The sequence below is a fragment of the Lysobacter sp. N42 genome (assembly GCF_004344885.1).
On sequence record NZ_SKFB01000014.1, the window covers coordinates 14,459 to 40,567 of the forward strand.

The following is a 26,109-nucleotide window of genomic DNA, read 5'->3' on the forward strand; positions in this document are numbered from 1 at the left end:
CGGCATCGCGCCCATGGCCGGGCGCCCGTAGAATCTGCCCCGCGCGATGCGCGGCGGGGCATGGATCCCATCCCCGTCATCAGGAACAGACCAGGGGATACACCATGAAGCACAGCCTTTCCGGCGCGGCCCTCGCGGCCGGCCTCGCCGCGCTGCTGGCCAGCCAACCCGCCCAGGCCCAGCGCCAGAGCGCGCAGGACCTGCGCAAGCAGAAGATGACCGAGATCCCGGTCTGCACCAAGAAGCTCGGCACGATTTCGGTGGTCGAGCCCGAGGACGCCACCAACTGGTGGACCGGCCAGCAGCTGCCTGCTCCGTCCAAGCTCATCAAGGTATTCGTCAACAAGTCCGGCTGCTTCACGCTGGTCGATCGCGGCGCGGGCATGGACGCGGCGATGCGCGAGCGCGAGCTGGCCGCCGGCGGCGAGCTCCGCGGCCGCTCGAACGTGGGCAAGGGGCAGATGAAGGCCGCCGACTACGTGATGATCCCCGACCTCATCAGTGCCAACAGCAACGCCGGAGGCAACGCCGTGATGGGTCTGCTGGGCGGCCTGGTGGGTGGTGGCGCCGGCGCCTTGATCGGCGGCGTCAACTTCAAGAAGAAGACCGCCGACGTCGTGCTGACCGTGACCGACGTGCGCTCCTCCGAACAGGTGGCCATGGCCGAAGGCTCCGCCAGGAAGACCGACATCGGCTGGGGCGGCGCGGGCGCCTTCTTCGGCGGCGCGCTGGGCGGCGCGGGCGTGGGCGGCTATGCCAACACCGAGATCGGCCAGGTCATCACCATGGCCTACCTGCAGGCCTATACCGACCTCGTCGCCCAGCTTGGCGGCCTGCCCGACAACGCCTCCGCCGCCGGTGCGCAGCAGGCCGTACGCGTCACCAAGCCCGGCCGGCTGCTGGCCAATGCCAAGGGCGCGGGCAAGGCGGTCCGCGACCTCGAGGCCGGCATGCTGCTCTATCCCACCGGCACCAGGGACGGCGTGATGTGGGAGGTCGAGGACGAGCTCGGCAACCGCGGCTGGGTCTCGTCGGCGCTGCTGGAGCTGGCGAAGTAGGCGGTCGCCCGGGCTGAATGGACCGCGGCCGGCGCGCCGTGGCTGACCATCGGCCTATGGCGCGCCGCGACGTTTCGGGACAGGCTGGCAGTTGGTCCGACAGGTTCGCCCTCGATGAAATTCCACGCCGCCCTGCTCCCGGCGCTGCTGCTCGCCGCCCCCGTTCTCGCCACCGCCTCCGAGCAGCCCGCCTCGCCGCCGGCCGCCGAAACCGCCACGGCAGCGGCGGCCGCGCCGGCGGCCGATCCGGACGAGAAGGTCTGCAAGGTCGAGCGCGAACTCGGCAGCAACAAGCTCAAGCGCGTGTGCCGCACGCGTGCGCAGATCGATGCCGAGCGGGACGCGGCCCGGGAAGCGCTCACGCGCGAGCAGCGTCGCTGACGCCACGCGCGGGCGCCCGGGCCACGCGCCAGGCGCGGTGCCGCCGTCGCCAGGCCGACCACCTCGCGCCGGGACGCATGCCGCAGCCGGCGCCGATCCGGCCCGGCGTCGAGGCATTGAGGGCGTTCGGCGCGCCCCCATAATCCGCGCCATGGACCTCCATTCCGACAACCCCGAGCACGGCTTCCAGTTTCCCGGCGAGTTCGAGCTCTGCGCCATGGGCCTGGCCACGGCCAGCCTGGAGATCCACCTGCCGCGGCACCTGGCCGAGGCGGGCATCCAGGTGCTCTACGGCGCGGTGACCTGCAAGGCCTCGTCGAACGGCAAGTACGTCTCCGTGCGCATCCCCTTCCTCGCGCCCAGCCGCGAGGAACACGATCGCGCCCACGCGCTTCTGCGCGCCCATCCGGACGTGAAGTGGACGCTGTGAGCGCGGCCTGCCCGGCCGCCGCGGCCCGCGCGCCGGTGGGGGACGTGCCGGCGGCGCGCGTGCGCGACCTCGGCCGCATGCCCTACGAGCCCGTCTGGCGGGCCATGCAGGCCTTCACCGACGCGCGCGACGAGGGCACGCCCGACGAGCTCTGGCTGGTCGAGCACGAGCCGGTGTTCACACTGGGCCAGGCCGGCCGGCCCGAGCACGTGCTCATGCCCGGCGACATCCCGGTGCTGCACGTCGACCGCGGCGGGCAGGTGACCTACCACGGCCCGGGGCAGATCGTGCTCTACCCGCTGCTGGACCTGCGTCGGCTCAAGGTGGGCGTGCGCGAGTACGTCGAGCGCCTGGAGCAGGCCGTCATCGACCTGCTGGCCGACTGGAACATCGACGCCGCCCGCCGCTGCGGCGCGCCGGGCGTCTACGTCAACGGCGCGAAGGTGATGGCGCTGGGCATCCGGGTGCGCCGCGGCTGCACCTTCCACGGGCTGGCGTTCAACGTGGCCATGGATCTCGAGCCGTTCCGCCGCATCAATCCCTGCGGCTACGAGGGCCTGCAGGTGACCGGCGTCGCCGACCTCGGCGGGCCGTCGGGACTCGACGTCGTCAAGCCGCAGTTGCTCGCCCACGTGGCGCGGCAGTTCGGCCTGACGACGATGCCGGCGCCCGCGCAGCTCCCGCAGCCCCGATAAGCGCAGCCCAGCCGCGGTCTGGCGACGACCGGGCGCCGATCCGCGCCGCTTCGGAATCCGCAGGGCAGAACGTGCCCGGTCGGCGCGGGCGCGGTGCAGCGGCGCGATCCCGGCGCAGGGCGTGCGTGCGGGCAAGGCCCCGGGTGCATTGCGCCTACCCGGGTTCCCCCACGGGCCGCGATGCGACGTTGCGCCCGCCCATCCGCGCCATTCCACCCGCGTTTTGGCGTTCGACCCCCGCGCGCGGGACAATGGCGGCCCGGCCGCGTGCCGGACCGCCCCCACCCGCCTGCCGCCATGACCGACTCGCCCCGCACCATCCCCCTCGCCGTCGTCGAAGCCGCCGCGCCCGCGCCGCTGGCCGAAGGCGTGAAGCAGCTCGGCGGCGACAAGATCGCGCGCAGCCCGGTCAAGTTCGAGGCCGCGCCGGTGCTGCGCAAGCCGTCCTGGATCCGCGTGCGCATTCCCTCGGGCAATGCGGTGGCCAACCTCAAGGCCAAGCTGCGCGAGAACCGGCTGGTCACCGTCTGCGAGGAAGCCAGCTGCCCGAACATCCACGAGTGCTTCGGGCACGGCACCGCCACCTTCATGATCCTGGGCGAGATCTGCACGCGCCGCTGCAGCTTCTGCGACGTCGCCCACGGCCGGCCCAAGCCGCCGGACCCGGCCGAGCCGCTGAACCTGGCGATGACCGTGCGCGACATGGGCCTGCGCTACGTGGTGGTCACCAGCGTCGACCGCGACGACCTGCGCGACGGTGGCGCCCAGCACTTCGTCGACTGCATCCGCGAGATCCGCACGCATTCGCCGCGCACGAAGATCGAAGTCCTGACGCCCGACTTCCGCGGCAAGGGCCGCATGGACCGCGCGCTGGAGATCCTGGCCACCCACCCGCCCGACGTGTTCAACCACAACATCGAGACGGTGCCCGACCTCTACCCGAACGTGCGCCCGGGCGCCGACTACCAGTGGTCGCTGACCCTGCTCAAGCGCTTCAAGGCCCAGCACCCGGACGTGGGCACCAAGAGCGGGATCATGCTCGGCCTGGGCGAGACCATGGAGCAGGTCGAGGCCACCCTGCGCGACCTGCGCGCGCACGACGTGGACATGATCACCGTCGGCCAGTACCTGCAGCCCACGCCGCACCATCACCCGGTGATGCGCTACTGGACCCCCGACGAGTTCAAGCGGATCGAAGACTACGGCTACGCGCTGGGCTTCACCCACGTGGCCTCGGGTCCGCTGGTGCGCTCGTCCTACCACGCCGACCGTTCGGCGGCCGAGGCCGGGCTGGTCGAGGCGGTCTGAGGCCGGCTCCGGCCGCGCCCGCGCCGCCGCTTCAGGCTCCGCGCCGCGCCCGCGCCTGAATGGCAGCGGGCCCGCCGCCGCCATGCACCTGAATGCCGCTTGCGCGCCGGCCGCCGGCGCGTTCAACTGCGGGCGTGCCGATGCAACTTTCGGCACTGGGCCGCGGTCGGATATGCGCGCCCACTGTGGCATCCCGGCCCGTCCCCTCATGCGCCCCGCGCGCCCGGTTCGATGAAACTCAAGACCTCGCTGCTCGCCCTGCTCCTCGCCGCCCCGATCGCGCTCCTGGCGCGCCCGGAGGCGTCCACCGCACTGCCGATGACGCCGACGCCGGAGCAGGCGCAGGCCGCGCAGCTGCTGCACGGCTGGCTGTCGGACAGCCGCTTCGCCTACCGTCCGCGCGCGCTCGACGACGCGCTCAGCGCCGACATCTACACGCGCTACCTGGAATCGCTCGATCCGAACAAGCAGTTCTTCACCGCGGCGGACATCGCCCGCTTCGATGCGGTGAAGACGCGGCTGGACGATGCGATCCGCAGCGGCGACCTCAGCCCCGCCTACGCCATCTTCGCGACCTACCGCGAGCGCGCCAACGCGCGCTCGGCCTATGCGCGCGGCCTGCTGAAGCAGGACATCTTCGACTTCACCGGCAACGACCGCTTCCAGTACGACCGCAAGGACGCGCCCTGGGCGGCGACCGAGGCCGAGCTGGACGCGATCTGGAAGCAGAGCGTGCGCAACGACTGGCTGCGCCTGAAGCTCGCCGGCAAGACGGCCGACGAGATCCGCAAGACGCTGGACAAGCGCTACGCCAACCTCGCCGACTCGATCGCCGAGCTCAAGGGCGAGGACGTCTTCCAGACCTTCCTCAACAGCTACGCCAACGCGATCGATCCGCACACCGACTACTTCACGCCGCGCTCGGCCGACAACTTCAACCTGTCGATGAGCAATACGCTGGAAGGCATCGGCGCGGTCCTGCAGAAGCAGGACGACGTCGTGGCCATCCGCGAAATCGTGCCCGGCGGCCCGGCGAGCAAGACCGGCAAGGTCAAGCCGGGCGACCGCATCGTCGCCGTCGGCCAGGGCGATTCGGGCGCGATGGAGGACGTGGTCGGCTGGCGCATCGACGACGTGGTCGCCAAGATCCGCGGCGCCAAGGGCACGCGCGTGCGCCTGGACATCGTGCCGGCCGAGGCGCCTCTCGACGCCAAGCCCAACCGCGTGGCGATCGTGCGCGAGCGCGTGCGCCTGGAGGACCAGGCCGCGAAGGCCGAAGTGATCGAGATCCCCGGCGCGGAAGGCACGCCGGCATCGAAGATCGGCGTGATCAAGCTGCCGACCTTCTACCAGGACTTCGAAGCGCGCCGCCGCAATGCGCGCGACTACGCCTCGGCCACGCGCGACGTCGCCCGCCTGCTCGGCGTGCTGCGCCAGCAGGGCGTGGACGGCGTGGTCATGGACCTGCGCAACAACGGCGGCGGGTCGCTGGACGAGGCCGTCGAGCTGACGGGCCTGTTCATCGACCAGGGCCCGGTGGTGCAGGTGCGCGAGTCCGGCGGCCGCGTGACGGTCAACGGCGACGACGACGACCGCATCATGTGGACCGGTCCGCTGGCGGTGCTGATCAACCGCGGCTCGGCCTCGGCCTCGGAGATCTTCGCCGGCGCGATCCAGGACTACGGCCGCGGGCTGGTCATCGGCGAGACCACCTTCGGCAAGGGCACGGTGCAGAACCTGGTCGACCTCGACCGCTGGCCGGCCAACGAGACCCCGCGCTACGGCCAGCTCAAGCTCACCATCGCGCAGTTCTTCCGCGTGAGCGGCGGCTCGACCCAGCACAAGGGCGTGGTGCCCGACATCGCCTTCCCCGCGTCGGTGGACGCCAGCGAGTTCGGCGAGAGCACCTACGACAACGCGCTGCCGTGGACGCGCATCGCCGCCGTGCCGCATACGCGCTACGGCGACTTCAGCCCGATCATGCCCACGCTGCAGAAGCGCCACGCCGCCCGCATCGCGGCCGACCAGGAATTCCGCTGGTGGAGCGAGGACGTGGCGCAGTTCCGCGCCGAGCGCGCGGAGAAGTCGATCTCGCTCAACGAGGCCGAGCGCCGCGCCGAGCGCGACCGCGAGGACGCCAAGCGCAAGCAGCGCCAGCTGGCCCGCCAGCAGCTCGGGCTCGCGCTGGATCCGCTGGCCGACGACGTCGACGACGGCCTGCAGGCCAACGAGCGCGACATCGCCAAGGACGCGCAGCGCGAGAAGCTGGCCGAGAAGCGCCCCGACCCGCTGCTGCGCGAGGCCTCGGCGATCCTGGCCGACGCGGTGCGCCTGCTCGAATCCGATCGCCAGCTCTCCGCGCGCGTGCTGCCCACCGCACGCGAGCCGGGGCATTGGGCGGACTGAGCGCCGCCGCCGCGGGTCATCGAACGGGGCGCTTCGGCGCCCCGTTGCGTTCGGGTCGTGGCTAAAGCACGGAGGCCGCACCTTCGCAACGCCGCGGCCCGGGCATGCACCGCGGCGGCGTGCAACATCCGGATATCGGACGCGCCCGGGCCCCGCTAGGCTCCCGGCATGGCCCGCACGACCCCGGACAAGCTCGATGCCGCCCGCCGCATGCTCGATGCCGGCGAACCCACGCTGGCCGAACTCGGCCGTGCCGTGGGCCTGAGCCCGGCGCACCTGCAGCGCCGCTTCGCCGCGCGCTTCGGCCTGAGCCCGGCCGACTACCTCGCCCAGCGCAAGCTCGGCCGCCTCAAGCAGGCGCTGCGCAGCGGCCTGGACGCCACCGACGCCATCGTCGAGGCCGGCTACGGCTCCCCGTCGCGGGTGTACGAGGCCGGTTCGGCGCGGCTGGGCATGACGCCCGCGCGTTACCGCCGCGGCGGCGAGGGCGAGGCGATCCGCTGGAGCCTGATCGACACCGTGCTCGGCCGTGCGCTCGTGGCCGCCACCACGCGCGGCATCTGCGCGGTCGAGCTCGGCGACGACGACGCCGCGCTGGAACAACGGCTCGTGCGCGAGTTTCCCCGTGCGCGGCTGCAGCGCGTGGATGCCGGCCGCGACGACTTCCTCGCCCCGCGCCTGCGCGCCGTGGCCGAGCGCCTGGCCGGGCTGCCGGTGGCGGTGGACCTCGACCTCGTGGGCACCGCCTTCCAGAAGCGGGTCTGGGACGCACTGATGCGGATTCCCGCAGGCCAGACGCGCAGCTACGCCGACCTCGCCGCGTCGCTCGACGCGCCGCGCGGCGCGCGGGCGGTGGCGCGCGCCTGCGCCGGCAACCGGGTGGCGGTGATCGTGCCCTGTCACCGCGTGGTGCGCGGCGACGGTTCGCTCGGCGGTTATCGCTGGGGGCTGCCGCTCAAGCAGCGGGTGCTCGAGCGCGAACGCAGCGGATGCGCGTCCGCGTCCTGAACCGGCGAAGGTCGCCGAAGGTGGCGCGACACGGCCGACGTCGCCGATCGGGGCCATCGTCGCGGCGCGGCCCGCGGTCGGTGCAGCGGCGATGCCGATGCGCGCGCGGCGAATCGCTACGCTGTCGCCTCCCGCACGCGCCGCGGCTCCCATGACTGCCCCTGCCACCGCCCCCGGGCGGCCGTCCGCGCTCGCGGTGGCCACCGCCCTCACCTCGCTCTACGTGCTGTGGGGCTCGACGTATCTTGCGATCCGCTTCGCCCTGCACGGCTATCCGCCGTTCCTGCTGGGCGCGATCCGCATGGCGCTGGCCGGCGCGCTGATGTACGGGGTGCTGCGCTGGCGCGGCGTGCCGCCGCCGACGCGCCGGCAGTGGAAGACCCTCGCCGTGCTGTCGATCTTCATGGTGCTGCTGTCGAACGGGCTGGTGAACCTGGCGGAGACGGAGGTGTCCTCGGGCCTGGCCGCGATCGCGGTCTCCTCGATGCCGCTGTTCGCGGGGCTGTTCGCGATGCTGCGCGGGCGCCATCCCACGCGCATCGAATGGGCCGGCCTGGTCGTCGGTTTCCTCGGCGTGGTCTGGCTCAATGCCGGCAGCGCGCTCACGTCCTCGCCGATGGGGCTGACCTGCCTGGTCATCGCGCCCATCGCCTGGGCCTGGGGCTCGATCTGGAGCCGCGACCAGGACCTGCCCGAGCCCTTCATGGCCGCGAGCGGGCAGATGCTCGCCGGCAGCGTGTGGATGCTGCTCGCCGCGCTGGCCACCGGCGAGCGCTTCGCCGGGGTGCCGGACGTCTCCTCGACGCTGGCGATGCTCTACCTCGTCGTCGCCGGTTCCATCTTCGGCTTCACCGCCTACATCTGGCTGCTGCACCACGTGCGGCCCGCACTGGCCACCAGCTATGCCTACGTGAACCCGCCGATCGCGGTGCTGTTCGGTGCGCTGCTCGGCGGCGAGCGCTTCAGCGCGAGCGACCTCGGCGCGATGGCGGTGATCCTGGCCGGCGTCGTGGTGATCACGCTGGCGCGCGCCCGCTCGCCGCGGCCACTGCCACCTGTGGGGGAAGCGGCGGCGGCACCCGTGCGCGAGCCCGCGCCATGAGCGCGGCCGTCGACCGCCGCGGGCTGCAGATCGCCGTCGGCTCGTTCGTGCTCTGGGGCGTGATGCCGCTGTACTGGCATCTGCTCAAGGCCGTGCCCGCCCTGCAGATCACCCTGCACCGCATCCTCTGGAGCGCGGTGCTGGTCTGCGGCTGGCTGGGTTGGACGCGCGGGCGCGGCTGGCTGGGCGCCGTGCTGGCACAGCCGCGCGCCGCGGGGCTACTGGCCGCGAGCGGGCTGCTGATCGGCTTCAACTGGGGCCTGTACATCTGGGCGGTGAATGCCGGGCACGTGGTCGAAAGCAGCCTGGGCTACTTCATCAACCCCCTGCTCAACGTGGTGCTCGGCGTGCTGGTGTTCCGCGAGCGGCTCACGCGCCTGCAGGGCGTGTCGGTCGCGCTGGCCACGCTGGGCGTGGCCTGGCTGACCTGGCGCTTCGGTTCGCCGCCCTGGATCGCGCTGGCGCTGGCCGGCTCGTTCGCGGCGTATGGCCTGATCCGCAAGCTCGTCGCCGTGGACTCGGTGGGCGGCCTCGCGGTCGAGAGCCTGTACCTGGTGCTGCCCGCGGTGCTGCTGATCGGCTGGAGCCAGGCGCGCGGCGAGAGCGACCTGGCCGGCGCCTGGTGGCCCGGGCTCGACCTGCTGCTGGTGGTCTCCGGCGTTCTGACCGCGCTGCCGCTGATCGGGTTCGCGTATGCCGTGCGACGCGTGCCGCTGAGCACCGTGGGCCTGCTGCAGTACATCGCGCCGACCCTGCAGTTCCTGATCGGCGTGCTGGTCTTCGGCGAAGCCTTCGACCGCGACCGCGCGATCGGCTTCGCCTGCATCTGGATCGCGCTGGCGCTGTTCGCCGGCGAGGGGGCGTGGCGGGCGCGGCGACGCGTGGCGCCGGTCCCGGGCTGAGGCGCGCTACGTCGCGCGCAGCGCGTCGGTCACCGGGATCCGCGCCGCCCGCAGCGCCGGCAGCAGGCCGCCGACGAAGCCGATCAGCAGCGCCCAGGCCAGCCCCTGTGCGACCAGTGCCGGCGTCACCGCGAAGTTGAAGGCGACCTGCGAGAACGAACCGGGGCTCAGCGTCGATACGCTGGTGCCGTTGAACAGCAGGTAGGCCAGCACCGCGCCGACCAGCCCGCCGACGACCGCGAGCAGCAGCGACTCGGCCATCACCGAGGCGATCACCGGCAGCCGCCCGAAGCCCAGCGCGCGCAGGGTGCCGATCTCGCGCGTGCGTGCCGACACCGCCGAGTACATGGTGTTGAGCGCGCCGAACAGCGCACCGAAGGCCATGATGGCGGTGATGACGTTGGTGAGCAGGCGGATGAGGAACGTCAGCGTCTCCGACTGCGCGGTGAAGAAGTCGATTTCGCGCTCGACGTCGACCGTGAGCTGTGGATCGTTCTTCAGTCGCGCCTCGAAGGCGGGAAAGTCGGCGGCGCTGCGCAGCTGCGCCAGCACCGAGGAATAGCCGCTGCGCCCGAACGCGCCCTGCACCGCCTCGGTGTCGGCCCAGAGCTCGGATTCGTGGCCATCGCCGTTGGAGCGGAAGATGCCGACGATGGTCCAGCCCGAGCCCTTGAAGGTGAGCTGGCGGCCCACCTCCAGGCCTTCGAACTGCTCGCGCGCGGCGGCGCCGACCAGGATCTCCTGCAGCCCCGGTCGGAAGCGCCGGCCTTCGACGATCTCCACCTCCGGGCGCAGCTCGAAGGCATTGGGCTCCACCCCACGCAGGGTGACGTTGGTGCTGCCGGATTCGCCGCGCCTGGCCACCTCGGTGATCACGATGAGCTCGCCCGAGGCCAGCGGCAGCCCGTCGCGCCCCCGGCGAATCGCCGGGTCCTGCTTGATCAGCGTGACCAGCGCGCGATCGAGGAAGCTCGAGAGCTCGGCATTGCTGCCGGCACGCAGCACGATCGCGCGATCGGCCGTGCCCGTGCTGCCCAGCGTGCGGGTAAGGCCCGCCGACATCGACAGCATCGCCACCAGCACGGCGACCACGCCGGCGATGCCGACGACGATCACCAGCGAAGCACCCCACCGCTGCGGAATGCTCTGCAGGTTCATCCAGACGATTTCGCGGGTCTGGCGCAGCGTGCTCATCGCGCCTTCCTGTCGCATTCCGCGGATCCATCCATGGAGCATCGTTCCGGCCCGCGCATCCATGCGCGGTCGCTCAGCGGCGCGCGGCGGTGCCGCGCAAGCCTGCCGCTTCGCCCCCAGCGCTGCGGAATGCTCTGCAGGTTCATCCAGACGATTTCGCGGGTCTGGCGCAGCGTGCTCATCGCGCCTTCCTGTCGCATTCCGCGGATCCATCCATGGAGCATCGTTCCGGCCCGCGCATCCATGCGCGGTCGCTCAGCGGCGCGCGGCGGTGCCGCGCAAGCGTGCCGCTTCGCCCCCACCGCTGCGGAATGCTCTGCAGGTTCATCCAGACGATTTCGCGGACCTGGCGCAGGGCGTTCATCGCCTCACCGCCCCGCCAGTGCATCGACGATCTTCAGCCGCATCGCACGCAGCGCCGGCGGCAGGCCCACGGCGCCGGCGAGCACGGTCACCGCAGCCAGCACGAACAGCCAGACGCGCCCGTCCGGCTGGATCGGCGGGAACTGTGGCGGCAGGTTGGCGGTGATCACCGATGCCAGCGCCATGCCCAGCAGCGCGCCGAGCACGCACAGCAGCAGCGACTCGGCGAGCACCAGCCACAGCACCGTCCGATCGGTGAAGCCCAGGCACTTGAGCACGGCGAGCTCGGGAATGCGCTCGCGCACCGCCTGGCTCATGGTGAAGCCGGTGAGGATCAGGATGGTGAAGAACACCGCGCCGGAAATGGCGTTCATGATGAAACCGATGTCGCCGAACTGCTTGACGAAGTTGAGCTGGAAGTCCGCCTCGTTCTGGCTCTTGGTCTCCTCGGCGGAATTGGCGAAGCGGCGGTCGATCTCCGCGGCGATGCGCGGCGAATCCAGCGGGTCGCGCACGCGCACCACGAACACGCCCGCGAGCCCGCGCGCACGCTCGCTCCGGCCTTCGTCGAACTGGCCGAAGTTGAGATACATGATCTGCGTCTGGTCCTGCCATTTGCGGTCGCGGCCGTCGAAGATGCCGACGATGCGCCACTCCCAGAGCCGGTCGCCGTCGGCCTTGGTCCAGATGAAGGAATTGAGCGGCACGATGTCGCCCACCTTCCAGCCGTACTGCTCGGCGATGTTGCGCCCGACGATCGCACCGTCCTGCGTTGAGATGAAGGCTCGCCAGGCATCGTCCGGCATCACCCATTCGGGATAGGTGTCGCGCAGGCGCTGCGGGTCGACGGCGAACTGCGGGAAACCCGCGCGCTCGTCGCGGTACTGCCCGCCGAAGAACTGCGACCAGCCCACGCGCTCGACGCCGGGGATCGATTCGATCTGCGGCAGCATGCGCAGCGGCAGCGGCTGGGTGAAGCTGGTCTTGGCCTGCACGATCAGTCGGTTGGCGCCGAGGAAATCGGCGCCGGAACTGAACAGCGAGTTCACCGCCTGCAGCAGCCCGATCAGCAGGAAGGCCGCGGTGAGCGAGGCCAGCGTCAGGAAGGTCCGCGCCTTCTTGCGAAACAGCGAGCCCCAGATCAGCGGGAAGTACTTGCGGATCATCCGTGCGGCTCCAGGCCCACGCGCACGCACGCCCATGGATGCCCGCGTTCGCGGGAATCACGGTCGCAAGTCACGGCGCCCGCGACGTGCATCGCCTCAGTGCGCTCCCGGCTCGTCGACCAGCGTGCCCTTGTCCAGGTGCACGGTGCGGCGCGCGTACCCGGCGGCCTTGGGATCGTGCGTGACCATCACGATGGTCTTGCCGAAGTCGCGGTTGAGCTCCTGCAACAGCGTGAGCACCTCGTCGGCGGTGCGACGGTCGAGGTCGCCCGTGGGCTCGTCGCAGATCAGCAGCAGCGGGTCGGAGACCAGCGCGCGCGCGATGGCCACGCGCTGCTGCTGGCCGCCGGAGAGCTCGTTGGGCTTGTGCCGGGCGCGGTCGCCCAGCCCCACGAGTTCCAGCGCGATCAGCGCGCGCCGCGCGCGCTCGGATGCGCCCATGTCGGTGAGTAGAAGCGGCAGCTCCACGTTCTTCTGCGCGGTCAGCACCGGCATCAGGTTGTAGCTCTGGAAGATGAAGCCGACGGTATTGGCGCGCCAGGCGGCGAGGTCGTCGCCGGAGAGGTCGTCGATGGCGATGCCGTCCACGCGCAGCTCGCCGTCGCTGGGCGAGTCCAGGCCGCCGATCAGGTTCAGCAGCGTGGTCTTGCCCGAGCCGGAAGGCCCCATGAGCGCAACGAAATCCCCGTGCGGGATGTCGAGGTCGATGCCGTGCAGCACCTCGATGCGCTGCTTGCCCCGCTCGTAGGCCTTGGTCAGCGCGCGGATCTCGACGAGCGGGCGATCCGCGGCGGGCGCGACGGCGGCCATCTCATTTCGCCCCGGCGCCGAGCGTCACCTTCTGCCCGTCGCGCACCGTGGTCGGATCGACGATCACCGCCTCGCCCGGCCGGATGCCCGACGGCACGCGGCGGTCGGCATCGCGCAGTTCGGCCAGCGGCACCTCGCGCGCGTCGGCACGGCCGTCGACGGCGACGAACACGGTCCCACGCGTGGCCTTCGCCGCCTGGTCGGCGGGCGTTCCCTCGGGCAGCACGATCGCGCGCGCGGGGATCCACACGCCGGTCGGCCTGGGCGCGTTGGCTCCCGCGCGTTCGAGGAAGCTCACGCGAACACCCATGTCGGGCACGATGCGCGCGTCCTTCACCCCGAGCGCGATGCGCACCTTCACCGTGGCCTTGGTGCGGTCGGCGGTGGGGATGATCGCGATGACCTCGCCCGGAATGCGCCAGTCGGGATAGGCGTTGAGAACGGCCTCCACCGGCATGCCCGGCTGCACGCGGCCGATGTAGGCCTCGTTGACGTCGACCTGGACCTCCAGCGAGTCCATGTCGACGATGGTGCCGATGCCGGTGCGGGTGAAGCCGCCGCCGGCACTGATCGGCGAGACGATCTCGCCCGGCTGCGCGGCCTTGGCGGTGACCACCCCGGCGAACGGCGCGCGCACGACGGTGTTCTCCACGCCGATGCCGGCGACGGCCAGCTGCCGGCGCGCGACCTCGGTATTGCGATCGATCACCGCGAGCTGCGCGGCGAGTGCGTCGCGCTGGGCGACGGCCTGGTCATACTGCGCACGCGATACCAGCTGCTGGCGCACCAGCGCCGACAGCCGCGCCACGTTCGCGTTCGCCTCGCGCAGCTGCGCGCGCACCTGCCCCGCCTGGCTGCGCGCGGCCGCCACCTGCGCCTGTGCCAGCTCGGCCTGCGCCCCGGCGTCGATCGGGTCGAGCCGGGCCAGCACCTGCCCGGCGGCCACGCGCTGGCCTTCCTCGATCAGCACCTCGCGCACCTTGCCGGTGACTTTCGACGAGACCGTCGCCATGCGCCGCGCGACGATGTAGCCCGAGGCGTCCAGCACCGAGGCGTTGGCCGGGTCGGCGGCATCGCGCGCGGGCGTGGTTTCCACCGGCACCGGACGCAGCGCGCCCAGCGCGACGAAGCCGCCGACGAGCAGCACGGCCGCGCCCGCGGCGATCCACGGCCAGCGCCGGCGACGCGGCGGCCTGGCGCCGGGGCGGCGCTCGATGCGGAGTTGCTTCAGGGCGTCCTGCGTGGCGCTCATGCGTGCATCCGGCCTCGTGTTCGATGCGCGCAAGCATGAGGGTGGGCGCGGGCGAACTCCAGCCCGCGCGGTGCGAAGCGACGGCGTGCGACCGACCCGCGGCCGACGGGCCGGACTAGCCCCCCGCCATCTCCCTGAGCAGCGCGTACATCGCGCGCAGGCCCTGCGCCTCGCCGCCGGCCGGCCGGCCCGGGCGGTCGGCGTCGTTCCAGGCGTACACGTCCACGTGCAGCCACCTCTGCTGCGCCGGCAGGAAGCGCTCCAGGTACAGCGCGGCGGTGATGCTGCCGCCCATGCGCGAGGGCCCGCTGTTGGCGAAGTCGGCGATGCTGCTGGTGAAATAGCGCCAGTACGGGCGCCACAGCGGCATGCGCCACAGCGGGTCGCGCAGCGTGCTGCCGTGCTCGAGCACGCGCTGGGCGAGCGCATCGTCGTTGGCGTACAGCGCCGGCAGGTCGGGGCCCAGCGCGATGCGCGCGGCGCCGGTGAGGGTGGCGAAGTCGAGCACCAGTGCCGGCGACTCCTCGGCAGCCCAGGCCAGCGCATCGGCGAGGATCAGGCGGCCTTCCGCGTCGGTATTGTCGATCTCCACGCTCGCGCCGGTGCGCGTGGCGATGACCTCGCCCGGGCGCAGCGAATCCGGGCCGATCGCGTTCTCCACCGCCGGCACCAGCAGCGTGATGCGAAGCGGCAGGCGCTGCGCCATCACCAGCTCGGCCAGCGCGATGGCATGCGCGGCGCCGCCCATGTCCTTCTTCATGTTGCGCATGCCGTCGGCGGGCTTGATGTCCAGGCCGCCGGTGTCGAAGCAGACGCCCTTGCCGACGATGGCCACGTGCGGATGGGCCGCATCGCCCCAATCGAGCCGGATCAGGCGCGGGGCACGGTGCGAGGCGCGGCCCACGGCGTGGATGGCCGGGAAGTTCTGCGCCAGGAGATCGTCGCCGCTGATCACCTGGATGCGCGCACCGAAACGCTCGGAGAGCTGGCAGGCCACGTCCTCCAGCTCGTCCGGGCCCATGTGCTGGGTGGGCGTGTTGACCAGGTCGCGCACGCGCGTGCAGGCGGCGAGCAGGTCGGCCACGTCCGCTTCGAACTGCGCGACCACCAGCCGTGCCGGCGCCCGCGCGGCCGCCTTGTAGCGGCCGAAGCGGTAGGCGCCCAGCCCCCAGCCCAGCTGCAGCGCGCGGCGTTGCGGGCCGGCCAGGTCGACGGCCGGGGCCCAGTCGCGCGGCGGCAGTGCGGCCGGGCCGTGCGCATAGGCGAAGGGATCGAGCGCGTCGCCCACGCCCAGCACCGCGCCGGCGATCAACCCGTCGCCGGCCGGCAGCACCAGCGCCGCGCCGGCGGCGCCGTCGAAGCCCTGGGCTTCCAGCCATGCGCGCGCCTGCGGTGGCTGTGCATCGCGCCAGGCGGCGAAGCCGGCGCGATCGACGATGTGCAGCGGCAGCGCGCCGTCGGCGTGCTGGATGAAACCGGGCGGTGAATTCATGCGGCGTCTGACTCGGAAAGCGCCTGCGCGTCCAGCCAGTCGGCCAGCGCGGTGAGGTCGGGGAAGTGCAGGTCGGGCACGACCTCCGTGTGCGTCCACGCGCGTCCTTCGCGATTGATCCAGCAGGTGCGCAGCCCGGCGCGCGCGGCGCCGGCCACGTCCATCTCCACGTCGTCGCCCACGTGCAGTACCTGCTGCGGCGAAACGCCCAGGCGTGCGCAGGCGGCGTGGAAGATGCCCGGATCCGGCTTGGCGGCGCCGTGCTCGCGCGCGCCCAGCTGGAAGCGGAACAGCGGCATCAGCCCGACGCGGCGCAGGCAGGCATTGCCGTTGCTGAGCGCGGCCAGCGGCACGCGGCGCGCCATGCGCTCGAGCGCGTCGACGCTGTCGGGATAGTGCTCGACGCTGCAGCGCGCGGCGAAGAAGGCCTCGAAGGCGGCTTCGGCCATCGCCGGGTCGTCGCCGGCCTGCTCGAACATGCGCTCGAGCGAGATCATCCGCTGGCGGGTGAAGTCATGCGCCAGGTGCGGATGCTCGTGCGCCACGGCATCGCGCAGCGCGCGGATCTCGGGCAGGGAGAAACGCGCCGCGGTGCGCGGGGCATGCGCCTGCAGCCAGTCGACCAGCGCGGCCTCCGCGCGCACGATCACCGGCGCGATCGGCCAGATCGTGTCGTCGAGGTCGAGGGTGATGGCGCGTACCGGAAACGTCATCCCCGCATTCTAGCCACGCGCGGGGCGGGCGCCCTCACAGCCCCGGCGGCAGGCGGATCTCGAAACGGGCGCCGCCCAGCTCCGCCGAGGCGCGCACGTCCATCGAGCCCTTGTAGGCACGCACCAGGTCGTGGACGATCGCCAACCCGATGCCATGGCCGTGCACGCGCTCGTCGCCGCGCACGCCGCGCTGCAGGATCAGCGCGACCTTCTCCGGCGGGATGCCGGGGCCATCGTCGTCCACCGCGATCAGCAGGCCCGGCCGGCGGCCGCCGTCGCAGGGCACCTGCCTGATCGTCAGCAGCACGCGCGACTTCGCCCACTTGAACGCGTTTTCCAGCAGGTTGCCCAGCAGCTCCTGCAGGTCGCCGGCCTCGCCGAAGAACTGCAGGCCCGGTTCGAGATCGAACTCGCAGAGCACGCCCTTGGCCGCGTACACCTTCTCCAGGCCGGTGACGATCTGCTCGGCATGCGGTTCGATCGCGATGGGCGCGGAGAACAGCGTATGGCCGCTCTTGGCCGCGCGCGCCAGCTGGTAGGACACGATATCGTTCATGCGCTGCACCTGCGTGCCGACCTCCTCGCGAAGCGAGGCCTCGTCGGTGGCGGGGTCCTCCAGACGCGTATGCAGCACCGCCAGCGGCGTCTTCAGGCTGTGCGCGAGGTCGGCCAGCGTGTTGCGCTGGCGGTCGAGGTTCTCGCGCTCGCTCTCGATGAAGGCGTTGATGCTCTCGGTGAGCGGCTCGAGCTCGCGCGGATGGCGCTCGCTCATGCGCGAGGCCTCGCCGCGCTGCACGCGCTTGAGCTCGGCGATCACCTGCCGCAACGGCAGCAGGCTCCAGCGCAGGATCACGCCCTGCAGCAGGAGCAGGATCAGGCCCGCACCGCCGAGGTAGCGCCACAGCGCGGCGCGGAACACGGCCACCTGCTCGGCCAGCACCGTGGTGCTTTCGTAGATGTAGATGGTGTACGGGAATTCGGCGGCGGTGCCGCGGCGGCTGGGCGACCAGATCAGGCCCATGCCGTAGCGGTAGACCTCGCCCGGCGAGCCGTCGAGCTCGCGGATCGGCAGCGGACCTTCGAAGCGGCGCACGCCGGCGTCCAGCATCCGCGCGTCGGGAAGCACCGGCCCCTGCGCGGATTCGGAATCCCAGTGCCCGTTGGGGAACACCACTTCCGCGTACAGGCCGCTGCCCGGGCGGCTCAGGCGCGCGTCGGGGGCATCGTAGGGCGCGACGAAGCTGCCGTCGCGGGCGAATTCGCCGTCACGCGCGATGGAGAGCGCGAGGTTGGAAAGCCGTTCCTCGAGATGGCTCTCGGCGGTCTTGATGAACGCACGGTCCAGCGCATAGCCCGCCAGCGCGAGGAACGCCAGCAGGCCCATGCTCGCGGCGAGCAACTGGCGGGCCTGGAGCGAGCGCGGCTGTCCGAAGTTCATCGCCCGATCATGCGTGAACGCGTTGCAGGCGACCACTGCCACAGGGCAGGTGGTCAGCCGCAATTGCACGTGGCGAAGGCGGCGTGCACGGCGCCGCATGCGAAGACGCCGCGGTTTCCCGCGGCGTCGTGGCGCGCAAGCCGTATCCGCGTCGCGTCATTCGCCGCTGCGCGGAATCGCGAAGCGGTAGCCGCGGCCGCGCACGGTCTCGATGGGCTTGAGCGAGCCGTCGGGATCGAGCTTCTTGCGCAGGCGGCCGATGAAGACTTCGAGCACGTTCGAATCGCGGTCGAAATCCTGCTGGTAGATATGCTCGGTGAGGTCGGCCTTCGAGACCAGCTCGCCGGCATGCATCATCAGGTACTCGAGCACCTTGTACTCGTAGCTGGTGAGGTCGACGTTGCTGCCATTGACGGTGACCGTCTGCGCGGCGAGGTCGAGCACCACCGGGCCGCATTCGAGCTGCGGCTTGCTCCAGCCGGCGGCGCGGCGCACCAGCGCGTTGATCCGCGCCAGCAGTTCCTCCACGTGGAAGGGCTTGACCAGGTAGTCGTCGGCGCCCTGCTTCAGGCCCTCGACCTTGTCCTGCCAGCTCGAGCGGGCGGTGAGGATGAGCACGGGGAACTTCTTGCCCTCCTCGCGCAGGGCCCGGATCAGTTCCATGCCCGACATCTTGGGCAGGCCGAGGTCGATGATGCCGACGTCGAACGGCACCTCGCGGCCCATGTACAGGCCTTCCTCGCCGTCCTGGGCGGCGTCGACGGCAAAGCCTTCGCGCCTGAGGCGCGCGGCCAGCGTCTCGCGCAGTGGCGCCTCGTCTTCGACCAGCAGGATTCGCATTGAGAGCTCCTAAGCAGCGGCCCATGGGGGGCGCGGCCGGGAGGGACCGACCGCTGTTCAGGAAGCTTAGTCGTTGCGGACGTCGTTGCGGCGTGTACACCGCACCCGGTTCAGGCGGCGGTCGCCGGCTTACTCGTCCCGCCCGCTGTCGCGCCGCGGGCGCTGGGGGTCTTCGGTGATCACCCGGACCCGACCGGTGGAATCGACCACCTTGATCCGGTTCATGTCGCGGCCGTCGAACGGCACGCGCTCGGCGCTCAGGATCTGGCCGCCCGTGGCCCGCTCCACCCGGCGCACCGACTCGGCCAGCGACTGGGCGTTCGCACGCGCCTGGTGCGCCGCAGCGGCACGCTCGCGCGCCTGGTCGCGCCCTTCCTCGCGCCCCCCGGAGGGATCGGCCGCGGCAGCGGAAGCGAACACGAGCAGCAGCAGCGGAAGCAGGCGGACGGTCATCGGGAGGCTCGGGGAAGCGCTTGGGTGGCGCGATGCGATGAAATTCTTTGAACGGGGCAGTGAATCCGGTATGAACTTTTTCTTCACGACGGGGTCGCGGTTCAGAAGATCTCGGCCACGCAGCAACGCAGGGACCCGCCACCGGCTTCGATCGCGTCGAGCGGCACGGTACGCACGACCAGGCCCGCGGCCGACAGCCCCCGGCGCGTAGCCGGCGCGAGCGAGGCCCCGGCGCGCGCGCTCATCCACACGATATCAGGCGAGAGCGAAATGGCATTGCCGGCGAACGCCCGGTGCTCGGCGCCGGACAGCAGCAGCCCGGCATCGCCGTAGAGCGCGGCGATCGCCCGCGCGTCGTCCGGGTATGCGAAGCCATCGGGGCAGACCAGGGCCGCGCGCCCGGCCAGCACGGCGAGCACCACGTTGGTGTGGTACTCGCCGGGCGCGAGGTCGAACACGAAGGTGGCACGCAGGCCGAATGCCTCGTGCATGAGCGCCGCGCCGACATCGTCGCAGCGCTCGGACACCCCTACGAAACCGATGCCGCGGGCGCGGTCGATCACCAGCGCGCCGGTGAGCTCGCAGGGGTGCGGCTGGGTCGACAGGTCGATGCAGGCGTAGCCGAGCACGTCGGCAAGGAAGCCGCGGATGTCCCGACGCGCGGCTTCGCGCTGGCGCACGGGGTGGCGCATGCGCCCCACGATGCAGCGCCCCTTGCCTTCCACACGCGCGGTGGCGAAGACGTTGTTGGGGAACACCGCATCGGGTGTGTCGGCGCTGCCCGGGAACGCCACCACCGGCACACAGGCCGACAGCGCAGCCTGCAGCGCGCGGTGCTCGGCCAGCGCCGCTTGGGCGTCGAAGCCGGCGGCGTCGGCCATGTAGCGGTTGTCCCGGGCCGACTGCTCCGCTCGATGGAAGCCCTCGGGCGCCACCAGGAAGGCGGCGCGCGCTGTGGCGGGCCCGAACTCGGGCGCGAGGCGTCCCGCGTGGTCGAGGAAGCACTCGCGGTCGCGGGTGATCACGAGGCCAGCCGCTCCGACGCCGAGCGCGTATGCGCCAGCGCCTGCTCGACCAGGCTCCAGTCCGCACCCGGCCGGTGCGCGCCCTCGCTCAGTACCTGGCGGAACGCGCGCCCGCCGGGCTGCGCATGGAACAGGCCCAGCAGGTGCCGCGTGATGTGCTTGAGCGGCACGCCCGAATCCAGCTGGCGCCGCACGTAGGGCTCGTAGTCGCGCAACAGCGCCTCGCGCGTGCGCTCCTGGCCGCCATGCACGGCCACGTCGAGGCGGTGCAGCACGTAGGGTTCGTGATAGGCCGCGCGGCCCAGCATCACCCCGTCCGCATGCCGCAGGTGCTCCTGCGCCGACGCCACGTCGGCGATGCCGCCGTTCACGATCACCTGCAGCTCCGGGCGCTCCTGCTTGAGCCGCCAGGCCCAGTCGTACTTCAGCGGCGGCACCTCGCGGTTCTCCTTCGGCGACAGGCCCTTGAGCCAGGCGTTGCGGCAATGGACCACGAACACCCCGCAACCGGCCCGCGCCACCGTGTCGACGAAGCCCTGGAACAGCGCGAAGTCGTCATCGTCGTCGACGCCCAGCCGGCACTTCACCGTCACCGGGACCCCGGGCCGCCCGCTGCCCCGCACGCCCTCGATCATGGCCGCCACGCAGTCGGCCACCAGCGCCGGCTCGCGCATCAGGCAGGCGCCGAAGCGCCCGGCCTGCACGCGGTCGGACGGACAACCGCAGTTGAGGTTGACCTCGTCGAAACCCCGGTCCGCGGCGATGCCGGATGCCTGCGCCAGCGTCGCCGGCTCGCTGCCCCCCAGCTGCAGCGCCACCGGGTGCTCGCTGGGGTCCATCGCCAGCAGCTTCGCACGATCGCCCAGCACCACCGCGTTGGCATGGACCATCTCCGTGTACAGCCGTGCATGGGGCGCAAGGACGCGATGGAAGGCCCGACAGTGGGTGTCGGTCCAGTCCATCATGGGGGCCACGGAGATGCTTTCGGAGGTGCCCAGCCAACTCATACCACTAGGATAGGTCCAAATCCGACCCACGGGCCGCCATTCCTACGACGCAGCCACCTGCAACGGAAGCCCCCCCCAAAATCCGACGCGCGTGAGTGTCAGTCGCCAACAAGGCGCGCCGGCGAGCAAGCGCTATAGGCGATTCGACATTCTTTTCGATTCACCATCCTGCACTGCTGAATGGCGAGGTTGTCCGCGCGATCAGGCAAAGCGCTCACGCCGATTCCAAGCCGTCCGACACCCGGCTGCCCATCCTCATAGACGCCTGCGACGCCAACACAACTGTTGCGGTAGACCTCGAGAATCTCGCAGTTCGCACCGCCCTGCTGACGACAAGCCACAAAGGCTTCATCCGAAGCAGCTTCCCGTGAAGGCTTGCCGACGGCCACCCCTACTGCCCCTGCCCGCAGGTCGCCGACCAGTGCCCCCCAAGAGTCGATCCAGCGACCTGCCCGCTCTTGCGGCTCGGCGCCATTGGACGCACCCGGGATCGGATGACACGCCTGCCAGCCATTCCCCCGAGCTGGATACATTCCCGGAGGACAACCCCCTTCAGCGAGCCCATCCCTCGACGTCAGAACAAGAACGGCGACGATCACCGCTCGAAGCTGTACGAATCTCATGGCACGCGCTCGCCTGACGCGATGCCGCGCTGCCCCGCCACCGACGACATCGGAGTTGCCGACGCAAACCCTGGTAGCGGTGTCGTATAACCGGGTGAGTACATGCGTTCCATCCGGGGGTCCGAGGTAGCCATGCTCGGTGCCACACGATAGCCAGCCTGCGCCGAAGCGGCGGACGGAGGCGGCTGCCCACCCATTTGGCTATAGGAACTGAAGTGGCCCATGGTCCCTTGGAAGAACATCGCCGCCATCGGTGGCGTGCTTACGATCAGTACCGTCAGGATCAAACCCATACCGCCCTGCTGCATGGACTGACTGGAAATGCCTTCCGTGAAGTTGCTACCCACCAAAGCGCCTGCGAGAGCCGATGTCCAGAACGCGGCCGCGACGCGGGCAACCATCTCCAGCGCGATTGATACCATCGCGCTCAAGACGGCCATAGAAAACATGGTGCCGATTCCGTAGTAGAGCCAGCGACTGAAGAGCGCCTTCGTCTGCTCGAACAGCAGGGACAGGATGAAGAGGGGCGCCAAACCGACGAACAGGGCCAAAGCGACCTCGTAGAGCAGCAACATCGTGCCGCCCACTAGCGCGGGGCCTGCAGTTCCCAGCCCCGTGAACCACATTGCTCTGGTCTTGGCGCTGTCGATGGTTTCGTCACCCGCGACATCCAGTGCATCGATGCTTGTCAGTGCGACCTGCATCCAGGCGAGATTGCGGTCAATCAACTCCCCAGGGGAGCCAACCTTTCCGGTCACCTGCTCATGGATCTCGCGCGGCACGGTATCACGGAGGAACTCATTGAGATCCGTACCCAGCATTGCCATGCTCGTAGCGACCGTAAGGATCAACGTCGACCGCAGCGAACTCATGACCAGCAGCATCATCGACTCGCGAGAGCGCCCCGTAACGATTCGATATCCCTGGATCGTTATCCATATCACCATCATCCCCAGGGCAAAGCCGCCAACCAACTGCATGAAGCGCGCAAGCATTTCGATGCCGAATTTCTCGATCTCATCGTGCAAATACTGGAGGATGAGTCGAAAGAAGACGAAGTCGCCCAGCGACTGAACCTGTCCACCCAGCCAGTTCATGACGTCACCCTAACGCGGCGTGGCAAGCCGCCGCTCTCACTTGCCAACCTCCAACGCTGCCTTGAGCGCGCTCGTCTTGACGATCGTTCCGACAGCATTACGCTCTCCTTTCAGTGCGATCTGTGCGATCTGACGCTGCGTTTCCTTGAGGGTCCCGATGTACTGGTCATACGAATTCATTCGTGCCGACCAGCTTTGCATTTGTGACTCGAGATCTGCCAGCGTCTTGACCGCCGCGTTCGTCGAGGCATCGACAGTGCCGTTGCTGTTGTCTGTGCGCCGCATCTCCTCGACCTGTTTTACCTGCGCTTCCATCGCCGGAACTGTCAACCTCAGGAATCTGACTGTCTCGTTGTACTTGATGTTCTGAAGCCGCTGGATCTGTGCACAGATGCCGCGCTGCTGTGCAACATAGTCACCATCTCGCTTGGGTGCGATCGCATACAGCGCACCACTCAGGGAGAACGAGCCTCCGCAGCGATCCGCTACCAGATAGTTGGGGTCCACTTCCCTGAGCTCTTGATTCGCGGGCAAGCCGAAACTCTTGATGAGACCGTGCATGCGCACCAGCTGCTGCTGATAATGCTGGTATGTTTGATACCAGCGTTGCGCCTGCATGCCATATTCGGTGTGAGCCTGCAGCTGTTGCAGGTATGTATTGATCTGTGTCAGAAGAGTATTGAATTGCGTCGGTCCGATTTCGACCGTGGTGAGCTGCGCCCTTGCGGGAACAGTGGCCGCCAAGGCGGCCCCGAGGACTATCGCAGCTGTGCCGCGTCGGACGTTCGCCCGGGCAGTTCGATCTTCCATGTCAGCTCTCCGAGCAGAGTGGTTATTGAGGCTTCTCACGCCGCAGCCTGCGAAGTTCGATTCCCGTGCATCGATGCCACAGACTTTCCGGCCCCCTTCCGCCGCTCAAAGAACGCATCGAGCCACTGGTCCGGGGTCAGCGCGTCGACACGACAGCCGAGCTCCCTCGCTCTCTCGTCGAGGAGTTCGTGCAGGACCTCGATGTTGTCGGTGGACGCCGAGATGACGGCCAGGGCGTCGTCCATTCCCCGCAGGTTGAGCTGGCAGACGCTGGAGGCATGGCCCTGCTTGACCAGGAAGCAGCGGGAGCGCTCGTCCAGGCGGACGACGACCTCGTACTCGGCTTCGGTCAGCTTGAGGCCCTCGATGTAGTCCTCGCGGCTGGCGTTGGGGTTGGGAAGGAGGATCATCGTCGCGGTCTGCTCGATCAGCGCTGCCGCGATGTCGCTGGCCAACGCGTCTTCGGGGCTCTGCGTGGCGAAGATGCCCAAGCCGTTCTGCTTGCGGATGGTCTTCTGCTTGTTCTTGGCGAACTCCTTCAGGCCGCCTTGGCCGTCGAGGATCTTCCAGAACTCGTCCATCACGTAGATCAGGGGACGCCCGTCGATCAGCGACTCCAGCCGGTGCAGCAGGTAGTTGATGACCGGCACGCGCACTTCCGGGTTGTCGATGATGTCGGTGTAGTCGAAGCCGATGATCGGGGCCTTCTCGAGGTCGATGGTGTCCTCGGGGTTGTCGAACACCCAGCCGAGCGAGTTGCCGGCGGTCCACTTGCGCAGCCGGGCGAACAGGCCGTCGTCGCCCATGTTGGGCAGGCTCTTCTGGAAGTTCGTCATGCTGCGAAGGCGCATGGGCGTGTCGAGCATGCCCTCGACGGCGCGGAAGATGTCCTCGTCCTCGCGCGCCGTGTAGGAGGCCTTGCCGGCCAGGACCTTGATCAGGTCCGCGAGGAACTGGATGTTCGCCTCGGTCCTCTCGCACTGGAACGGGTTGAAGCCGGTGGGCCGGCCGTTCTCGAGGGCCAGGTAATTGCCGCCGCAGGCGCGGACGAAGATCTCGGCGCCGCGGTCCTTGTCGAAGAAGAAGATCGTCGGAGCGGGCTCGATCTTCTGGACCTGGCTCAGCAGGAAGTTGATCAGCGCGGTCTTGCCGGTACCCGACTTGCCGATGACCATCGTGTTGCCGATGGCCTTCTCCCCGCGCGAGTTCTCGCCGGGATGGGTGGCGTGGAAGTTGAAGTAATAGGGCTGGCCGTTGGTCGTCTGCAGCGTGGTGACGCACGGGCCCCACGGATTGTTGTCGCGCTTGCCACTGGCGAAGTTGTGTAGCGGCGCGAGCCCCAGGAAGTTCAGCGAACTCACGTTCGCCAGGCGCGTGCGGTACTTCCAGTTGGCGGGAAGCTGGGAGTAGAAGGAGGCGACGACCGCGAGGTCCTCCTTGGTCGACACGAACCCGGCGTTCGAGAGCTCGGCGCGCGTGGTCGCGATGTGGCGCGCCAGCTGCTCCTGGCTACCTGCATACAGGGCCATCGTGAAGTGGTACTCGCCGAGCACGAAGTTGCCCGAGGCGAGCTGGTCCATCGCATGGTCGAGCTCGACGATCTGGCTGACGGCCTTGTCGCCCGAGGACACCATCATGCCCTTGGTCCGCTCCAGCACCTTCAGCGCATCATGGCGCCCCATCGGACTGAAGGAGTGCGTGATGACGTACTCGATGTCGAGGTACTTCAGGCGGTTGAGAATGCCCGGATAGGTGGAGTCGGTGTACTCCTTGATGTTCAGCAGCGCCCCGTAATGGTTCTCGCCGTGCGGGGTGTTGATGACGAAGTCGCCCGTGCGGCTGGAGAACAGGTGGCGGCTGACGGGCAGGTAGGTCGCCACTGGCGCATCCAGGACCGGCACGGGCTCGTCGATGCGGTTGATGAGGTAGGCGAAGAACTCGAGCGTCTCGGAGAACGCGATGCCGTTGCTGCCCTCGTACATGCCCATCCGATAGGGCGCGTAGTCCTTGAGGACGGCCTCGAGGTTGCCCGCGAGCTCGTCCAGCTTGGCGATCGCCTCGTCCTGCTCGGCCTGCAGGCGCGCCGTGTCCGCCGACTTCTCCACCAGGCGCTTACCGCTGACCACCGGACGGTAGATCATCGTCAGGTACAGCTCGTTCTGCATCAGCTTCTGCGAGGAGAGCGACGAGAAGTAGGCGTCGGACAGCTCCTGGTTGAAGCGCTGTCGGAAGCGGCTGGAATCCCTGATCTGCCGCCGGCGGCGCACGTCGTGCACCCAGAACGCGAGGTTGGCGAAATCCGGCGCCCGCAGCGTCTGCAGCATGCGGTTGAAAGTGTTGTGCCGGTGCTCGATCTCCCACTCCTCGCGGCCCACGAACGGCAGGCCTTCCAGGTGCCAGACCATGAGGTAGTCGCCGCCCGTGGTCTTGACCACGTGCGGGGAGACGTGCGTGGACAGCGGGATGAACTCGCTGATGGAAGGATCGGGCGTGAACATGGCGGTGGGTCCGGCCGCCGCCTGCGGGGCGGCGGCCT

25 protein-coding genes and 1 pseudogene are annotated in these 26,109 nt (G+C 69.9%); 9 read left to right on the forward strand and 17 right to left on the reverse strand.

What is annotated here, in order from left to right; all coding sequences use genetic code 11:
• The first annotated feature begins 104 nt into the window (after positions 1-104).
• From EYQ95_RS16820 to rarD, 9 genes and pseudogenes are all read left to right on the forward strand, one after another.
• Positions 105-1,058, forward strand: coding sequence for a CsgG/HfaB family protein (locus EYQ95_RS16820; RefSeq protein ID WP_132328418.1), 954 nt, complete (start codon positions 105-107; stop codon positions 1,056-1,058).
• A gap of 114 nt (positions 1,059-1,172) precedes the next feature.
• Positions 1,173-1,439 carry a hypothetical protein gene (locus EYQ95_RS16825; protein WP_132328420.1) on the forward strand — a complete coding sequence of 89 codons (267 nt, stop codon included), beginning with the start codon at positions 1,173-1,175 and terminating at the stop codon, positions 1,437-1,439.
• Positions 1,440-1,590: 151 nt separating this feature from the next.
• The gene (locus tag EYQ95_RS16830) at positions 1,591-1,869 is read left to right on the forward strand and encodes a DUF493 family protein (RefSeq protein WP_132328422.1); all 279 of its coding nucleotides are present in this window, start codon (positions 1,591-1,593) and stop codon (positions 1,867-1,869) included.
• Positions 1,857-2,564, forward strand: coding sequence for a lipoyl(octanoyl) transferase LipB (lipB, locus tag EYQ95_RS16835; protein ID WP_132328424.1), 708 nt, complete (start codon positions 1,857-1,859; stop codon positions 2,562-2,564). The genes EYQ95_RS16830 and lipB overlap by 13 nt, the downstream gene beginning before the upstream one ends.
• Before the next feature lie 297 nt (positions 2,565-2,861).
• Entirely contained in the window at positions 2,862-3,872 is a 1,011-nt protein-coding gene (gene lipA, locus EYQ95_RS16840; RefSeq protein WP_132328426.1) for a lipoyl synthase, read from the forward strand.
• Positions 3,873-4,103: 231 nt separating this feature from the next.
• Positions 4,104-6,278 (forward strand): carboxy terminal-processing peptidase, encoded by a 2,175-nt coding sequence (locus EYQ95_RS16845; protein WP_132328428.1) that lies wholly within the window; start codon positions 4,104-4,106, stop codon positions 6,276-6,278.
• Between the two features lie 168 nt (positions 6,279-6,446).
• A complete protein-coding gene (locus EYQ95_RS16850) occupies positions 6,447-7,286 on the forward strand; it encodes a methylated-DNA--[protein]-cysteine S-methyltransferase (RefSeq protein ID WP_132328430.1) in 840 nt (279 codons plus the stop codon).
• A 151-nt stretch (positions 7,287-7,437) separates the two neighbouring features.
• Positions 7,438-8,322: pseudogene (gene yedA, locus EYQ95_RS16855) on the forward strand (drug/metabolite exporter YedA); the annotation flags it as partial.
• Positions 8,323-8,384: 62 nt separating this feature from the next.
• A complete protein-coding gene (gene rarD / locus EYQ95_RS16860) occupies positions 8,385-9,290 on the forward strand; it encodes an EamA family transporter RarD (protein WP_132328434.1) in 906 nt (301 codons plus the stop codon).
• Positions 9,291-9,296: 6 nt separating this feature from the next.
• On the opposite strand, the gene EYQ95_RS16865 is transcribed toward rarD, so the two are convergent.
• The 17 genes from EYQ95_RS16865 to EYQ95_RS16940 form a co-directional block, all read right to left on the reverse strand.
• Positions 9,297-10,484, reverse strand: a complete 1,188-nt coding sequence (locus EYQ95_RS16865) for an ABC transporter permease (protein WP_207916493.1) — start codon at positions 10,482-10,484, stop codon at positions 9,297-9,299.
• Positions 10,481-10,666, reverse strand: coding sequence for a hypothetical protein (locus EYQ95_RS26395; RefSeq protein ID WP_165924765.1), 186 nt, complete (start codon positions 10,664-10,666; stop codon positions 10,481-10,483). Before EYQ95_RS26395 ends, EYQ95_RS16865 begins: the two co-directional genes overlap by 4 nt.
• Positions 10,663-10,848 carry a hypothetical protein gene (locus EYQ95_RS16870; protein ID WP_132328438.1) on the reverse strand — a complete coding sequence of 62 codons (186 nt, stop codon included), beginning with the start codon at positions 10,846-10,848 and terminating at the stop codon, positions 10,663-10,665. Before EYQ95_RS16870 ends, EYQ95_RS26395 begins: the two co-directional genes overlap by 4 nt.
• A 4-nt stretch (positions 10,849-10,852) precedes the next feature.
• Positions 10,853-12,013: an ABC transporter permease gene (locus tag EYQ95_RS16875; RefSeq protein ID WP_132328440.1), complete on the reverse strand. Its 1,161-nt coding sequence runs from the start codon at positions 12,011-12,013 to the stop codon at positions 10,853-10,855.
• A 96-nt stretch (positions 12,014-12,109) separates the two neighbouring features.
• The gene (locus EYQ95_RS16880) at positions 12,110-12,823 is read right to left on the reverse strand and encodes an ABC transporter ATP-binding protein (RefSeq protein ID WP_132328442.1); all 714 of its coding nucleotides are present in this window, start codon (positions 12,821-12,823) and stop codon (positions 12,110-12,112) included.
• A gap of 1 nt (position 12,824) precedes the next feature.
• The gene (locus EYQ95_RS16885) at positions 12,825-14,075 is read right to left on the reverse strand and encodes an efflux RND transporter periplasmic adaptor subunit (RefSeq protein WP_132328444.1); all 1,251 of its coding nucleotides are present in this window, start codon (positions 14,073-14,075) and stop codon (positions 12,825-12,827) included.
• Between the two features lie 115 nt (positions 14,076-14,190).
• Entirely contained in the window at positions 14,191-15,567 is a 1,377-nt protein-coding gene (locus EYQ95_RS16890) for a M17 family metallopeptidase (RefSeq protein WP_132328446.1), read from the reverse strand.
• The gene (locus EYQ95_RS16895; protein WP_132328448.1) at positions 15,564-16,280 is read right to left on the reverse strand and encodes an HAD family hydrolase; all 717 of its coding nucleotides are present in this window, start codon (positions 16,278-16,280) and stop codon (positions 15,564-15,566) included. The genes EYQ95_RS16890 and EYQ95_RS16895 overlap by 4 nt, the downstream gene beginning before the upstream one ends.
• Before the next feature lie 34 nt (positions 16,281-16,314).
• A complete protein-coding gene (locus EYQ95_RS16900) occupies positions 16,315-17,718 on the reverse strand; it encodes an ATP-binding protein (RefSeq protein WP_132328534.1) in 1,404 nt (467 codons plus the stop codon).
• Between the two features lie 156 nt (positions 17,719-17,874).
• Positions 17,875-18,558 carry a response regulator transcription factor gene (locus EYQ95_RS16905; protein WP_132328450.1) on the reverse strand — a complete coding sequence of 228 codons (684 nt, stop codon included), beginning with the start codon at positions 18,556-18,558 and terminating at the stop codon, positions 17,875-17,877.
• 129 nt (positions 18,559-18,687) lie between these two features.
• Positions 18,688-19,011: a hypothetical protein gene (locus EYQ95_RS16910; RefSeq protein ID WP_132328452.1), complete on the reverse strand. Its 324-nt coding sequence runs from the start codon at positions 19,009-19,011 to the stop codon at positions 18,688-18,690.
• Between the two features lie 101 nt (positions 19,012-19,112).
• Positions 19,113-20,036, reverse strand: coding sequence for an arginine deiminase-related protein (locus EYQ95_RS16915; RefSeq protein ID WP_132328454.1), 924 nt, complete (start codon positions 20,034-20,036; stop codon positions 19,113-19,115).
• Positions 20,033-21,043, reverse strand: a complete 1,011-nt coding sequence (gene dusA / locus EYQ95_RS16920) for a tRNA dihydrouridine(20/20a) synthase DusA (RefSeq protein ID WP_132328456.1) — start codon at positions 21,041-21,043, stop codon at positions 20,033-20,035. Before dusA ends, EYQ95_RS16915 begins: the two co-directional genes overlap by 4 nt.
• A 98-nt stretch (positions 21,044-21,141) precedes the next feature.
• The gene (locus EYQ95_RS16925; RefSeq protein WP_132328458.1) at positions 21,142-21,666 is read right to left on the reverse strand and encodes a DUF4189 domain-containing protein; all 525 of its coding nucleotides are present in this window, start codon (positions 21,664-21,666) and stop codon (positions 21,142-21,144) included.
• Positions 21,663-22,763, reverse strand: a complete 1,101-nt coding sequence (locus EYQ95_RS16930) for a type IV secretion system protein (RefSeq protein ID WP_132328460.1) — start codon at positions 22,761-22,763, stop codon at positions 21,663-21,665. Before EYQ95_RS16930 ends, EYQ95_RS16925 begins: the two co-directional genes overlap by 4 nt.
• Before the next feature lie 36 nt (positions 22,764-22,799).
• Positions 22,800-23,573: a hypothetical protein gene (locus EYQ95_RS16935; RefSeq protein ID WP_132328462.1), complete on the reverse strand. Its 774-nt coding sequence runs from the start codon at positions 23,571-23,573 to the stop codon at positions 22,800-22,802.
• A gap of 35 nt (positions 23,574-23,608) precedes the next feature.
• On the reverse strand, positions 23,609-26,071 hold the full coding sequence (locus EYQ95_RS16940; RefSeq protein WP_132328464.1) for a VirB4 family type IV secretion/conjugal transfer ATPase: 2,463 nt from the start codon (positions 26,069-26,071) through the stop codon (positions 23,609-23,611).
• Positions 26,072-26,109: the final 38 nt, after the last annotated feature.